Source organism: Ochrobactrum sp. AP1BH01-1, from assembly GCF_018066705.1.
Lineage (GTDB): Bacteria > Pseudomonadota > Alphaproteobacteria > Rhizobiales > Rhizobiaceae > Brucella.
Genome location: NZ_JAGPOU010000002.1, coordinates 927,146 through 941,410 on the forward strand (window position 1 = coordinate 927,146; position 14,265 = coordinate 941,410).

Below are 14,265 nucleotides of genomic sequence, written 5' to 3' on the forward strand. Positions count from 1 at the left end.
CTTACCCCGCAACCTGTTTGTTACCCGAAAGCCATGTGGCTTTCGCAAACAACCCATCGTCAAGGTGTACGGCGTCCATCCGCGCGCCGGGACGGAACATACCGCGATCATTGAGACGCAGATAGCGCGCAGGATAATGGCTCGCCATGCGCAGTGCTTCGGCCAGTGTAAGCTCCAGTTCGGCTACGCCAAAACGAACAGCCGACGCCATGTCGAGATCGGAACCGGCAATCGTGCCATCGGCCAGCACGAGCTTGGAGCAGATGCCGCCCGGTACCCGACGAACCGCGCGCCCGTTGATCTCAAAACTTTCAGAATCCGAGCCGACCAAGGCCATCGCATCGGTCACGAAAAACAGATGAGCGTCACCGCGCTTTGCCCTGAGCGCAAGCCGCAGCGCCATCGGATCAACATGATGGCCATCAGCAACGATACCGCACCAGATGTCGGGATGATCGAGCGCCGCGCCCGCGAGTCCCGGCGCTCGGTGGCCAATCTGGCTCATGGCGTTGAAAAGATGGGTCACGCTGCGCGCACCAGCATCGAAGCGCTTGAACGCTTCCTCGGCGGTCGTGTCGCTGTGGCCGATGCTGACGACGACACCGCCATCGCTCAGCCGGCGCACCTGCTCCGGAGTGACCTGTTCGGCAGCAAGCGTGACGAGCAATGTGCCGATCTGCTTCGCCGTATGGACATAGAGCGCAATATCGGCATCATTGACGGGACGCATCAGCTCCGCCAGATGCGCGCCCTTGCGAGCCGGGGCCAGATGCGGCCCCTCGAGATGCAGGCCGGCAACGCCCTTGTCAGCCTTGACCGCTTCGATAGCCGCTTCGATAGCGCCATCGCGCGCGGGTGTCGTATCGGTGATCAGCGTCGGCAAAAGGCTGGTCGTTCCATATTTGCGATGCCCCTTGGCAATCGTAAACATGGTTTCGGGCGTTGGCTGATCGTTCAGCATCCGTCCCCCGCCGCCATTGACCTGCGCATCGATGAAGCCGGGCGCCAGAACGCCGCCATTCAGACGCTCGACTTCATGGGTCTCGCCAAGCGAGGCTTCCGGCACAATGGCTTCGATCCGGCCATCGCTGAACACCAGCGCGCTCCGGTCGTGAAACCGCTCGCCGTCGAAAATGCGCGCGCCTGCTATTGCTGATTTTTTCGTCATACCGTCACCGTAACCTTGTTGAGATTGCGCGGCTTGTCGGGATCGAAACCCTTGCGGCGCGTGACCGCTTCAATGACGCGGTAATAATTGATGAGGGACACGAGCGGATCGAGGTGGGCATTGCTCGTGCTCGCCGACGGCAACCGGAAGCCCGGCGTTTCCGCATCGGACAGCGACACGATGCTCGCCCCGAAAGAGTGCAGCCGCTTCAGGGCCTGCATGTTCGTGTCAAAGGCTTCGTCACGTGGCAGGAAGGAAATGATCGGGAAGCCCTCTTCCACCAGACGCATTGGCCCATGCATCAGTTCGGCCAGAGAGAAAGCTTCGGCATGGATATTGGCGGTTTCCTTTGCCTTAAGAGCAGCTTCAAGTGCAATCGCAAAGGCCGTGCCGCGACCACCGGTATAAAGCGAACGCGCATTGAACAGAAGGTTTTCCACTGCTTCGCGGCCCTCGGGCTGTGTAGCAGCCAACGCTTCCGGCAGGCGTTGCAGCCCGGCTTGCAGGCTTGCGTCACCGCTGGCCGATGCCACCACGCCCGAAAGCGCGGCAACCGCGGCAATGAACGACTTGGTTGCAGCAACGCTTTTCTCTTCGCCTGCATTGAGCGCCAGCACGACGTCGGCAGCGTTACCAAGCGGGCTATCGACAACGTTCACCACGGCAACCGTTGTCGCTCCGCCTTTCTTGGCTGCTTCCTGCGCCGCAACAATGTCGGGGCTGGCGCCGGATTGCGACACGGTGAAATGCAGTCCGTTCTTGAGCTTCAGCTTGGAACCATAGACCGATGCTACTGAAGGCCCGATGGAAGCCACCGGAATACCCATCGTGATTTCCATCAGATATTTGAAAAATGTTGCCGCGTGGTCGGACGAACCGCGCGCGGCGGTGGTGATGACCGCAGGTTCGCTCTTCTGGAAGATGCGCGCGATTTCCGCGAACGTGCCTGCCTCCTTCTCAAGCAGACCTGCGACGACGGCCGGCGACTGTTCGGTTTCCTGCAGCATCAGGGAGGAAGGGCTGTTCATGGTCATTCTCCAATTTTCAGTTCCGCGACGAAGTCATAGGCATCGGCGCGATAATGCGAACGGGTATATTCGACGATCCGGTCGTCTTCGAGATGCGAGACGCGCTCGATCAAAAGCGCAGGTGCTCCGCGATGCACGCCAAGCAGACGAGCTATGCCGGGATCGAGTGTCACCGCTGTCAGGCGTTGCAACGCGCGCACCGGCTTATGGCCGCGCCGTGCCAAAGCGCCATAAAGCGAGGTTTCATCGACGCGGTCCAAATCCAGAAAATGGCGTGGAACCACCGCGCGCTCAAAAGCCATCGGCACGCCATCGGCGAGACGCAAGCGGTCGAGCCGCACCACAGTCGTATCGACACCGACCCCCAGCCGAAAAGCCTCGTCCGGCGATGGTTTATCGACCTTGTTGGTAACGACACGCGCGCCCGGCTCCTTGCCGCGTGACAGCATGTCCTCCGAAAACGAAGTCAAACGCCACAGATGCTGGCTGATGCGGGCCGGGCGTTCGGCAACGAAAGTGCCGCTGCCGCGCCGCGCTTCGACCACGCCCTGCGTCAGCAGTTCCTTATAAGCATTGCGCACAGTGATACGACCGACACCGAGCTGTTCCGCCAGATCGCGCTCCGGCGGCAAACCGACAGCGGGCGCAAGTTGCCCGTCCTCGATCAGCTCCCCAAGAATACGCGCGAGGTTCCGGTAAAGCGGTCCCGTGAGCTGCGGATCGTGCAGGCCGCGCTCTTCAATGGCCGTAATCAATGTGGTTCTATTCATATCCGACATAATAGAACCTATATAGAACCAATAGCAAGTGACAATCTCATGAAAAAGGCCCACTCATCGGTGGGCCTTTTTCGGTCAGTGCGAGTGCGGCGCGGGATGCGCGTCGGCTGGCGGCTCGTCGCCGTTGCGTTCCGGTTCCTTGATCCGGAACCAGGCTACGTAAAGCGCGGGCAAGAACAGGAGCGTGATTGCCGTGCCCGCCATGATGCCGCCCATCATGGCGTAGGCCATCGGTCCCCAGAACACTTCACGCGCGATGGGTATCAGGGCCAGACTTGCCGCCGCCGCCGTCAGCGCGATGGGCCGCATTCGGTGCTGGCTGGCATTCACCACGGCATTCCAGGGATGCACGCCCCCGAGGATATCTTCCTCGATCTGCACAATCAGGATGACCGAGTTGCGGATGAGAATACCAACCAGCGCCAGCACGCCGAGGATAGCCACAAACCCGAGCGGCTTGCCGCTTGGCAGCAAAGCGGCCACCACGCCGATCAGACCGAGCGGCGCCACCGCAACGACAAGGAACAGCCTCTGGAAGCTCTGCAACTGGATCATCAGGACCGTCGCCATGACGAAAAGCATCAATGGAACGACCGCTGCAATCGGCCCCTGGCTCTTGCCGCTTTCCTCCACGGTGCCCGCCGTCTGTATGTAATAGCCCGCCGGCAGCTTGTCGGCGAAGGTCTTGATGGCAGGCGCCAGATCCTTGACGATCGTATCCGGCATCGTCTTGTCGATGATACCGGCGGCAACCGTTATCGTCGGAATACGCGAACGGCGATAGATAACCGGCTGCTCCAGTTCATACCGGAAGTTGGCAATCGCCGCCAAGGGCACCGATGTCCCGTTACCGGTTGCGATCTGGAGGCTCTGGAGCGTATCGATCGAATCCCGTTCCTGCTTCTGCGCCCGTGCGATAACGTTGATCAGATAGATGGAATCGCGCACCTGCGTGATTGTGATCCCGCCAACGATACCGTTGAGGGTCGTTGCAATATCCTTCGAGGAAATGCCGAGCTTTCTCGCCTTGTCCTGCATGACATCGACACGAATGACACGCCCCGGCTCGTTCCAGTTATAGTTGACGACCCCAAGCCGTTTATCCGCGCTCAGGATACCGGCAAAATCCTGCGCAACGCTGCGCAATTTCTGGATATCCGGTCCTGAAATACGGTATTGCACCGGACGACCCACAGGTGGCCCAAGCTCCAGATATTTCACATAGACGTCTGTTCCGACGTAGTCCTTGCGCAGAGCCTCGTTGAATTTTTCCTTGAGCCGGTCACGCGCTTCCAGATCCCTCGCAACGACCACCATCTGCCCGAAATAAGGATTTGCCGGCTGTACATCAAAGGAGAGGATGAAGCGGATGGCACCTTCCCCGATATAGGTACTCCAGTGATCCACATCGGGATTATCCTTGAGCATGGTTGCTTCAAACTTTTCCATCTGAGTTCTTGTATCGGTGATGGAACTGTTCTGCGGCAGCGTCCAGTCGAGCACCAGCTCCGGCCGGTCTGATTGCGGGAAGAACTGCCGCTCGATGAAGCCCATGCCGAAAACCGATATGACGAACAGTGCAATGGTCGTAAGGATGGTTATCCATTTATGCCGCATGGATGCGAGCAGAACCTGCGAGAAGATCGTGAAGAATCGGCTGTGCTTCTCTTCATGCGCCTTCATTTTCTTCGGCAGGAAGGTGACCCCCAGCAAGGGCGCAAACAGCACCGCCACGATCCACGAGACAATCAGTGAAACGGCAATCACCACGAACAAGGTGAACGTATACTCACCGGCCTGGCTGCTGTTGAGCCCGATCGGTATGAACCCGGCAATAGTTACAAGCGTACCCGTCAACATGGGAAAGGCAGTGCTGGTATAGACGTAAGTTGCCGCCTTGTTGATCGGATCGCCCGCTTCCAGCCGCGCCACCATCATTTCAACCGCGATCATTGCATCATCGACCAGAAGGCCGAGCGCGATGATCAGTGCCCCGAGAGACACACGTTGCAGTGAAATATCCATCAAGGACATTGCCAGGAAGGTGATCGCCAGCACCAGCGGGATCGACAGCGAAACGACAAAGCCCGCTCGAACGCCCAGGCTGACAAAGCTTACCGCCAGAACGATGACAACGGCCTCGAACAGCGCTTCGGTGAAACCCGACACTGCTTCCGTGACAACCTGCGGCTGATCGGCAACTTTGAAAACATTGACGCCAACCGGAAGTTCCGTCGCCACCTGGTTCATCATCTTGTCAAGAGCAGTACCAAATTCGAGCAGATTGCCGTTTGGCTTCATGCCGATGCCAAGACCGATGGCGTCCTGCCCGTTCACCCGGAAAATAGATGTCGGCGGGTCGACATAGCCACGTGTGATCGTGGCGACATCGGAAAGGCGGAAGAAGCGATCATTGACACGCAAATTCACCGCGCGCAGATCGGCTTCCGATGTGAATTGCCCGCTGACACGCACGCTGATGCGCTCAGGGCCAGCTTCCACAACTCCGGAAGGTGTGATGGCGTTCTGGTCCTGCAAGGCTTGCAGGATTGCCTGCTGGTCCAGCCCGAGCGCTGCAACCTGACGCGTAGAGAACTCCAGATAGATCGCCTCGTCCTGCGCGCCGATCAGCTCGACCTTGCCCGCATTCGGCAATGTCAGAATTTTCGCGCGCGTGCTTTCGGCATAATCCCGCAGCTGCCGCATGGAAAGACCGTCTGACGTGAAGGCAAAGACATTGCCGTAAACATCACCGAACTGGTCGTTGAAATATGGCCCGAGCACACCTTGCGGCAGCGTATTCTGAATATCGTTCAGAAAGTGACGCACTTCCGTCCAGGATTTTTTAACCTGTTCAGCGCGCGTCGTATCCTTGAGGAATACGAACACGACCGATTTGCCCGCCGTGGTTATGCTGCGGGTATAGTCGAGCGTATCCAGCTCTTCGAGCTTCTTTTCCAGCCGGTCCGTAACCTGATTCAGTGTTTCCTCAACGGACGCGCCGGGCCAGTTGGCCTGCACGACCATCGTTTTGACGGTGAATTCCGGGTCTTCCTCCCGGCCGAGATCGATATAGGAGATGAAGCCCGCGACAAGAAAGACGAGCATGAAGTACCAGACAAGGGACCGATGATTCAGAGCCCAGTCAGACAGATTGAATCCTTTCTTCACAGGCCCGTTCCTTTCACGTCCAGGCGGACTTTCTGTCCTTCCTTCAACTCATTCGCACCGGCAATCGCAACGTAACTGCCGACATCGACACCCCCGGCGACAAAGCTGCCGCCGCGCCGTTCGATAATCTGCACGTCATGAAGGGAAACCGTCTGTTTGTTCGGATCTATGACCCAGATGCCGGTCTTGCCGTTTTCTTCATGCAAGGACTGGATCGGCATCGTCACAAGGTTCTGTTCGGGTGCGGCCATCGCTGCCCGGATCGTTGCGCCGAGGCGAAAGCCGTCGGGCGGATTGTCGAGCGCAATGCGCACGCGCCGCGTGCGCGTTTGCGCGTCCGCCTGCGGCGCAACCTCACGCACGGTTCCCTGCCCCGTGACAGTGGGGTCGGCCTGAAGCTGCACGTTGAAAGGCGTGTCCCGCTCAAAATACTGCGTCATGCTGTCGGGAATATCGAGCACCGCTTCCCGAACATCCGGACGCGCGACCGTCACCACCGTTTGTCCCGCTGCAACGACCTGCCCCACTTCGGCGCTCGTTGCGGAAATGACGCCGTCGTAATCCGGGCGCAACACGGCATAGCTGCGCTGATCCTGCGCCTTTTTCAGCCCCGCCCGGGCCTTTTCAAGACCCGCCTGAGCGCTGTCCCGCGCCTGCCTTGCAGCATCATAATCGGCCTGAGACACATTATTGCCTTTCAGCAGGATACGCTGGCGCTCTTCGCTTGCCGAGGCATTGGCAAACTGTGCTTCCGCGCTCGCCAGATCGGCGCGCGCGGACTGGACGGCAAGATCGAGATTGGAAGGATCAAGCATGGCTACCATCTCGTCCTTCTTTACGAGATCGCCCACCTGAACAGGCCGATTGATAATTCGCCCCAGCACACGGAAGGCGAGATCGGTCGAATAACGAGGCTCAATCGTGCCGGCAAAACCGGTTTGTGTCACAGGTTTGGGTTCGACCACCATGTAAAGAACCGGACGCGCGACGTCCGTGTCCGCTTGCTTGTCTTCTTCCTTGCCACAGGCGCTGAGCAGAACCGCCGCGCCGAGCAGGAGGACATAACCCGTCGAGCGGATCGTGGGGAACTGGATTGCCGTCTTCATTGTGCAACGAGCCCTTCCTGTTCCAGCACAACCTCGGCCGGTTCGCCGGAACGCAGCATCTGCGCGCCCTTGGTGACAATCAGCTCGCCTTCCTGTAGTCCACTCTCAACGAGCAACCGGCCTTTCTCGTAGGCGAGTACCTTGACCGGAACCAGCGTTGCCACCTTGGAATCCTTGGACAGCCTCCAGACAGCCGTGCGCCCTGCATCCGAAGTCATCGCGCTCCATGGCAGAACGACCACCTTCACGCTTTCCATATGAACCGTGCCCGTTACCGTAGCGCCCAACGCCATCTGGGGCGGCGTTTGCGCTATTCCGACCTTGACCCGCACAGTGCCGGTCTGCGCATCAACCACCGGCGAAATTTCGCGAATTTTGCCTTCGGCACTTATCGAAGCATCGGAGAGAAGGGAGATCGTGACGCCCATTCCGATCTTGGCGTGATTGACCAGCGTTTCCTGCACGTCGAAGACCGCATCGCGCGGCCCGTCCTCGGCAATCGAAAACGCGGTCTGCGCCGCCTGTACTACCTGACCGGCTTCCACATTGCGCGCGGTGATCACACCTGAAACAGGCGCCTGCAATTCGGTGTAGGATAGTTGGTCGCGCGCATCGTTAAGCTGGCTTTCCGCGCTGGCGAGGGCGCTTTGCGTCGTCTGAAGGTTCTGGTTCGCCTGATCATAGGTGCTGCGCGTCGTGAAGCCCTGCGCGAGCAAGGCCTTCTGTCGTGCAAAGTTGGCCTGCGCCTGCACCAGCTGCGCCTGCGCGGCATCCTTGGAGGCTTGCGCAACGCGCAGGTTAGCCTGCTGTTCGACGTCATCGATACTTGCGAGGGGTTGCCCTTTTTCCACATGCTGGCCGATTTCCACCAGACGCTGCACGACCTGGCCGTTCAGGCGGAACGACACATTGACAAGCGATCGCGCAGCTATCGCGCCGGATAATGTCAGCTTCGGCTGATAATCGCTGGCGATCGCTTTTGTCGCCGCTACCGGAACAGTATTGAGCTGGTCCGCACGCGCCTGAAACGCAGCCCCGGGCACAAACAGCCCCAGACAGACAATAACTGTACCGGCTATCCTGAAACGGGGAAAAACGGGCTGTCTCATAAGGCGCCCCTGTCCATTCCGTAAACCGTAAATGAGTGATTTTACTGGCATTTACACGATTCTCACTGGTTCGGTTCGTATGAGGATGCAATTAAAGCCACGCAGAGGAAAGCGGCGTTGTAAAAGATATGGATTCATAGTTATCGCTGTAAAAATAGTTTCGGATATGCTCAAACAAAACAATGGATCGGCTCTTGCCTTTCATCACAATATTTATAAATAGAAATATAGAGATATGCTGCCTTAAAAAATGTTCCGGAAAAGCCGGCAATTGTCGTTAGCTCGCTAGCCCCTTACCTCCCGTACAAGCCTTTGCCCGGCAGCGTTCAATTCAAAGCGCGTGCGCTGTGTGCGCGGATCGCGCTGCCTGATCCGCACATAACCGTTGTCTTGACCGAGCACTGAAATTTCCCGGAGTACCAGCGCGTGCGCTACCCCGAGCAGCCGCGCAAAAGTTCGGCTGTCTGAGGCGATATCCAGCGCCAGCGCAGCCACGATCCCGGCACCCAATCCGGTAAGACTACCGGACGCAGTCATAAGGGCGTCGACGAGCGCCATATATTCCGCCTCGCTCTCGTCCATCATGTGGCAGCCGATTTGAGAGGACGAAACGAAACGATCACCGATTTTGAAGTCGGCGTGAAGCTTTCATCGCCGGAGCTTGCGAGCGGTACCAGCACATTCATTTCCGGATAGTAACCGGCGATGCAGCCACGCGGGATATCGTAGGGCACGAAGCGGAAATCGCGGGCAATACGCTCCACGCCGTCGTCGAACTCGCCAACAATATCGGCCCGGTCGCCGGCCTCGACGCCGAGATCGGCCATGTCGTCGGCATTCATGAAGACAACCTGCCGTTCGCCATAGACGCCGCGATAGCGGTCATCCATCCCATAGATAGTCGTGTTATACTGATCGTGACTGCGGAATGTCTGCAATACATAGCGTCCGGGCGTGCCGCGCGCCTGCTGGTGCTCAACCGCTTCCGGCAAGGCCCCGGTCCAGAACGTCGCCTTGCCTTTTGCCGTGTTCCATTCCAGTTCTCGGGCGGTGTTGCGCAAGTGGAAGCCACGCGGAACCCGCACACGAACGTTGAAATCGTGGAAGTCCGGCAAAACGCGGGCAATCCGGTCGCGGATGAGATCATAATCGTCGGCAAGTTCCAGCCAATTGACCGGCTGGGGCCCAAGCGTCGCCTGCGCCATGCCCGCAATGATCGCCACCTCCGAGCGCAGATGAGGCGAGGCAGGCGCATTTATGCCACCCGAACCATGCACCATGCTCATGGAATCTTCCACCGTCACGATCTGCGCCACGCCCTTGGAGTTGAGATCGATTTCAGTGCGTCCCAGACACGGCAGGATGAAAGAATCCTGCCCCGGCACCAGATGCGAATGGTTGAGCTTGGTTGCAATATGAACCGTCAGGCGCTGGCCGGAAAGCGCTTTCGCGATAAGCGGGCTATCCGGAGTGGCTCGGGCGAAATTACCGCCAAGACCGATAAAAGCTTGAGCCGATCCGTCAAGCATCGCGCCGATGGCGCCCAGGACATTGTGCCCTGGCTCGCGCGGAACGTTGAAACCGAACTCCTTTTCCAGCGCATCGAGAAATGCGACTGGAGGCCGTTCATTGATGCCGACGGTTCGGTCGCCCTGCACGTTGGAATGGCCGCGCACCGGACAAAGCCCCGCGCCCGGCCTGCCGATATTGCCGCGCAGCAGCATGAAATTGGTGATCTCGCGGATCGTGATGACCGAGTGGCGGTGCTGGGTAATTCCCATCGCCCAGGTGCAGATGACCCGTTCCGACTGCATATAGATCTGCGCCGCGCGTTCGAGCGACGCCCGGAGCAGGCCGGACTGATCCTCGATCTCCTCCCATGAGGTCGCGTCGACAGCCGCGCGATATGCTTCCAGTTCCGCCGTATGCGTGCTGAGAAAGGCCCTGTCGAGAATCGATGGCTTGCCTGCCGCGAGTGCGGCGTCGTCCGCCGCGAAAACCGCCTTGGCCATGCCACGGAAAGCGGCAAGGTCTCCACCAAGGCGCGGCTGGAAATAGTCGCTCGCTATGGCTTCGCTGCCGCCATGCAGCATTTCAAGCTTGTTTTGCGGATCGGCGAAACGCTCCAGTCCGCGTTCGCGGATCGGATTGAAAACGACAATGCGGGCGCCGCGTTCGGCTGCACGGCGCAAATCACCCAGCATGCGCGGATGATTGGTGCCCGGATTCTGGCCTACGACGAAAATGGCATCAGCCATTTCGAAATCTTCCAGCAGAACGGTTCCCTTGCCGACACCGACCGACTGCTTCAGCGCGACGCCGCTGGCTTCGTGGCACATATTGGAGCAGTCGGGAAAATTATTGGTGCCATAGGCGCGCACGAACAATTGATAGAGGAACGCAGCCTCGTTGGAAGCGCGGCCCGAAGTATAGAATTCGACGCGGTTCGGACTGTCGAAGCTCTTGAGAATATCGCCAATGGCTCTGAAAGCCTCATCCCATTCCACAGCTTCATACTGATCGGTCGAAGCATTGTAGCGCATCGGATGGGTCAGGCGTCCGGTATTCTCCAGATCATAATCCGTCCAGCTACGCAGCTCGGAAACCGTATGTTCGCGGAAAAAAGCGGGCATGGTGCGCCGGTCGGTAGCCTCCCAGGCAACAGCCTTCACGCCGTTTTCGCAAAATTCAAAGGACGAGCCATGTTCCGGATCACCCCAGGCGCAGCCGGGGCAATCGAACCCGTCGGGCTGGTTCGCCTTGAGAAGCGTGCGCGCACCGGAGAGAGGTGCGCCGCTTGCGAGCAATTGCTTGCCGCAGCTCTTCAATGCACCCCATCCACCCGCAGCAGCAGATCGCTTGCCGATGAAACCGGTTTTGGTGGCCTTGTTCATCCGTTACCCTCTAACCCGATTACGGGCTCAGTTGCAGGAACGCCTTCTCTGATCGGCAGGAAGCTGCCTTGGGCGTGTGGCATTACCATAAGAGGAATTAGCCGGTCCTTCAATTAACCGCGAGGGAATTGTTATTCGATACTTGTTCGTACTTGATTTCAGCCGCGCGATCCGTCATGCGATTGGTCAAGAAAAATTACCACAAGGGGTGGGATAGATGCCCAACATCGTTGAAATCGCCGATCTGAAGCGGCTTGCCCAGCGCCGCGTCCCCAAGATGTTCTTTGACTACGCGGATTCTGGGGCCTGGACCGAGTCGACCTACCGCGCAAACGAGGACGACTTCAAGAAGATCAAATTGCGCCAGCGCGTTCTCGTCGACATGACGAACCGTTCGCTGGAAACGACGATGATCGGTGAAAAGGTGTCCATGCCGGTGGCTCTCGCCCCGACAGGTCTGACCGGCATGCAGCACGCAGACGGCGAAATGCTGGCAGCGCAGGCAGCCGAAGCCTTTGGCGTTCCCTTCACCCTTTCGACGATGAGCATCTGCTCCATCGAAGACGTCGCTTCGGTGACGAAGAAGCCGTTCTGGTTCCAGCTCTATGTGATGAAGGACCGCGATTTCGTTAAGAACCTGATCGGCCGGGCCAAGGCGGCGGGCTGCTCGGCACTGGTGCTGACGCTCGATCTTCAGATTCTGGGCCAGCGCCACAAGGATATCCGCAACGGCCTTTCCGCCCCGCCGAAATTCACGCCGAAGCATATCTGGCAAATGGCTACCCGTCCCGGCTGGTGCCTCGGCATGATGGGCACGCAACGCCGCACCTTCCGCAACATTGCCGGTCACGCCAAGAACGTTACCGACCTTTCCTCCCTCTCCTCCTGGACAGCGGAGCAGTTCGACCCGCAGCTCAACTGGAACGACGTGGCCTGGATCAAGGAACAATGGGGCGGCAAGCTCATCCTCAAGGGCATTCTCGATGCCGAGGATGCAAGGATGGCGGCGAAGTCAGGCGCCGACGCGATTATCGTGTCGAACCATGGCGGACGCCAGCTCGACGGCGCACCATCCTCAATCTCCATGCTGCAGCCGATCGTTGATGCTGTCGGCGACGAGATCGAAGTTCATGTCGATGGCGGCATCCGTTCCGGCCAGGATGTGCTCAAAGCCCGCGCGCTTGGCGCACAGGGCGTGTTCATCGGCCGCCCGTTCCTCTACGGCCTCGGCGCGATGGGCAAGGACGGCGTAACGCTGGCGCTTGAAATCATCCGCAAGGAACTGGATGTCACGATGGCCCTTTGCGGCAAGCGCGACATTAACGAGATCGACAAGTCGATCATCCATTCCATAAACTTTTGACGATGTTCGGAGCCGGCTTCGCGTCGGCTCCAATATTTTAGTTGTTACTTAAGCAATATCGCGCCATGCGCGAGTACTGATATAAATACACCGCAAGGTTACTTAATAACCAAGTGTTAAACATATCTCTTTACCATATCCGGCAATACGGCTTGTGAGCCGATTTCTGGTCGGATTTGGAGTGGGAACCGATGAAGTGCATTTCCGCCATTGCCATCGTGGCTGTCAGTCTGATGGCGGGATCGAGTGCGGCGTTTGCCGCTGATATAATTGCAGAGCCCCCCATTGAACCCATGCCGGAACCGGTCAATTCGTCCGGCTGGTATATCCGCGGCGACCTCGGTTACAATTTCAAATCCAGCACAGACGGTGAGTGGAACTTCTGGAACCAGTTCGATCCGCCCTATCGCGGCATTGACGACACGCTGCGCTATGACGATTTCAATCTCAAGGCAGGTGCAACCTATGGCGTGGGTGTCGGCTATCGCTTCACCGACACATTCCGCGCCGACGCCACGCTGGATTACTTCCGCGCAGGCATCAACGGACGCACCCCTTGTCCGAGCTATGTAAAATCCGGAAAGGGCTTCAATCCGGTTGAGGACAACTGCAACTATGAGGATTCCTCGACGGCCAATATCTGGACGGCCATGGCCAACGCCTATGTCGACCTGCCGCGTACGGGGCCTGTCACGCCTTATCTCGGCGCAGGTCTTGGCGCGGCCTATGTCAGATATGACGACTGGAAAAGCCACGAAGTCTGCGCAGGCTGCACCTATTCCAGCGAAAAGGGCGGACTGGACAGCTGGCGCTTTGCAATGGCTCTCATGGCCGGTGTCAGCTATGACCTGACCGAGCAGCTCAAGCTGGATGTCGGCTATCGCTATATGCGCATCAACGGCGGCAAGGCTTACGGATATGATGCCGACGACCGCAACACGAACCCTTACGGCAATGCCGACGGACCGGGCGCCACCGGAACGCAAGCCAAGGACAACGGCTTCAACATGCACACGATCCGCGCCGGTCTTCGCTACGAATTCCGTTAGAAACCGCTATCATTTGAACAGAAAAGCCCGGCATCAGCCGGGCTTTTTCATTTCAGCCCCGCGAGGTCGGTGCTTTTGACAGAAGCACCGTGCGAATGGCGAAACTGGAATGAATGCGTGCGACACCGGGCAATCGCGACAGGATTTCCTTGTGAATGACTTCATAGGCCGCGGCATTTTCAGCTTCAACACGCAGAATATAATCTGCATCGCCTGTCATGAGATAGCATTCCTGCACTTCCGGGTGCCGCCGTACCGCTTCCTCGAAACGGTTCAAAAATTCCTCTGTCTGCCGGTCAAGCGTAATACGTACGATGGCGACCAGTCGCTCATCACCATCGGATGAGCCGACAATAGCGGTATAGCCGCGGATCACGCCGCTTTCCTCCAATATCTGCACCCGCCGCAGACAGGCAGACTGCGAAAGCCCCACCTCGCTGGCCAACTGGCTGTTGGTCATGCGCCCGTTACGGCGCAGGCAACGGATGATATTGCGGTCGATACTATCGAGCGTTGGCATGAATAATCTTCAACCTCAAAGCTGAAATATGCGCAAGATGTGCAAAAATTCGCATAATATGCGATAAATAGCAAAAAC

Annotated in this window: 11 protein-coding genes; 2 read left to right on the forward strand and 9 right to left on the reverse strand. The window is 58.3% G+C overall.

From position 1 onward, the window contains the following. Window position 1: 1 nt before the first annotated feature. From nagA to J9800_RS09900, 8 genes are all read right to left on the reverse strand, one after another. Complete coding sequence (gene nagA, locus J9800_RS09865; RefSeq protein ID WP_114216246.1) at window positions 2-1,168, reverse strand: N-acetylglucosamine-6-phosphate deacetylase; 1,167 nt, start codon at window positions 1,166-1,168, stop codon at window positions 2-4. Beyond that, the gene (locus tag J9800_RS09870; RefSeq protein ID WP_114216245.1) at window positions 1,165-2,196 is read right to left on the reverse strand and encodes an SIS domain-containing protein; all 1,032 of its coding nucleotides are present in this window, start codon (window positions 2,194-2,196) and stop codon (window positions 1,165-1,167) included. The genes nagA and J9800_RS09870 overlap by 4 nt, the downstream gene beginning before the upstream one ends. A 2-nt stretch (window positions 2,197-2,198) precedes the next feature. Next, window positions 2,199-2,966, reverse strand: a complete 768-nt coding sequence (locus J9800_RS09875) for a GntR family transcriptional regulator (RefSeq protein ID WP_112585977.1) — start codon at window positions 2,964-2,966, stop codon at window positions 2,199-2,201. Window positions 2,967-3,050: 84 nt separating this feature from the next. Beyond that, window positions 3,051-6,146 (reverse strand): efflux RND transporter permease subunit, encoded by a 3,096-nt coding sequence (locus tag J9800_RS09880; protein ID WP_114216244.1) that lies wholly within the window; start codon window positions 6,144-6,146, stop codon window positions 3,051-3,053. Next, window positions 6,143-7,252 (reverse strand): efflux RND transporter periplasmic adaptor subunit, encoded by a 1,110-nt coding sequence (locus J9800_RS09885; RefSeq protein ID WP_114216243.1) that lies wholly within the window; start codon window positions 7,250-7,252, stop codon window positions 6,143-6,145. The genes J9800_RS09880 and J9800_RS09885 overlap by 4 nt, the downstream gene beginning before the upstream one ends. Continuing rightward, entirely contained in the window at window positions 7,249-8,361 is a 1,113-nt protein-coding gene (locus tag J9800_RS09890) for an efflux RND transporter periplasmic adaptor subunit (protein ID WP_114216242.1), read from the reverse strand. The genes J9800_RS09885 and J9800_RS09890 overlap by 4 nt, the downstream gene beginning before the upstream one ends. 285 nt (window positions 8,362-8,646) lie before the next feature. Beyond that, entirely contained in the window at window positions 8,647-8,946 is a 300-nt protein-coding gene (locus J9800_RS09895; RefSeq protein WP_114216241.1) for a hypothetical protein, read from the reverse strand. After that, entirely contained in the window at window positions 8,943-11,255 is a 2,313-nt protein-coding gene (locus tag J9800_RS09900; RefSeq protein WP_114216240.1) for an FdhF/YdeP family oxidoreductase, read from the reverse strand. The genes J9800_RS09895 and J9800_RS09900 overlap by 4 nt, the downstream gene beginning before the upstream one ends. A 217-nt stretch (window positions 11,256-11,472) precedes the next feature. On the opposite strand from J9800_RS09900, the gene J9800_RS09905 reads away from it, so the two are divergent. Continuing rightward, window positions 11,473-12,618: an alpha-hydroxy acid oxidase gene (locus J9800_RS09905; protein ID WP_114216239.1), complete on the forward strand. Its 1,146-nt coding sequence runs from the start codon at window positions 11,473-11,475 to the stop codon at window positions 12,616-12,618. A 191-nt stretch (window positions 12,619-12,809) separates the two neighbouring features. Beyond that, entirely contained in the window at window positions 12,810-13,667 is an 858-nt protein-coding gene (locus J9800_RS09910; RefSeq protein WP_114216238.1) for an outer membrane protein, read from the forward strand. A 52-nt stretch (window positions 13,668-13,719) separates the two neighbouring features. Here the strand turns inward: J9800_RS09910 and J9800_RS09915 are convergent, their stop codons facing one another. Continuing rightward, a complete protein-coding gene (locus tag J9800_RS09915; protein WP_114216237.1) occupies window positions 13,720-14,187 on the reverse strand; it encodes an Lrp/AsnC family transcriptional regulator in 468 nt (155 codons plus the stop codon). Window positions 14,188-14,265: the final 78 nt, after the last annotated feature.

Excerpts from the sequence above, each read along its gene's own strand:
- nagA (WP_114216246.1), bottom strand. The coding sequence starts at position 1,168 with ATGACGAAAAAATCAGCAATAGCAGGCGCGCGCATTTTCGACGGCGAG.
- J9800_RS09870 (WP_114216245.1), bottom strand. The coding sequence starts at position 2,196 with ATGAACAGCCCTTCCTCCCTGATGCTGCAGGAAACCGAACAGTCGCCG.
- J9800_RS09875 (WP_112585977.1), bottom strand. The coding sequence starts at position 2,966 with ATGAATAGAACCACATTGATTACGGCCATTGAAGAGCGCGGCCTGCAC.
- J9800_RS09885 (WP_114216243.1), bottom strand. The coding sequence starts at position 7,252 with ATGAAGACGGCAATCCAGTTCCCCACGATCCGCTCGACGGGTTATGTC.
- J9800_RS09890 (WP_114216242.1), bottom strand. The coding sequence starts at position 8,361 with ATGAGACAGCCCGTTTTTCCCCGTTTCAGGATAGCCGGTACAGTTATT.
- J9800_RS09895 (WP_114216241.1), bottom strand. The coding sequence starts at position 8,946 with ATGATGGACGAGAGCGAGGCGGAATATATGGCGCTCGTCGACGCCCTT.
- J9800_RS09900 (WP_114216240.1), bottom strand. The coding sequence starts at position 11,255 with ATGAACAAGGCCACCAAAACCGGTTTCATCGGCAAGCGATCTGCTGCT.
- J9800_RS09905 (WP_114216239.1), top strand. The coding sequence starts at position 11,473 with ATGCCCAACATCGTTGAAATCGCCGATCTGAAGCGGCTTGCCCAGCGC.
- J9800_RS09910 (WP_114216238.1), top strand. The coding sequence starts at position 12,810 with ATGAAGTGCATTTCCGCCATTGCCATCGTGGCTGTCAGTCTGATGGCG.
- J9800_RS09915 (WP_114216237.1), bottom strand. The coding sequence starts at position 14,187 with ATGCCAACGCTCGATAGTATCGACCGCAATATCATCCGTTGCCTGCGC.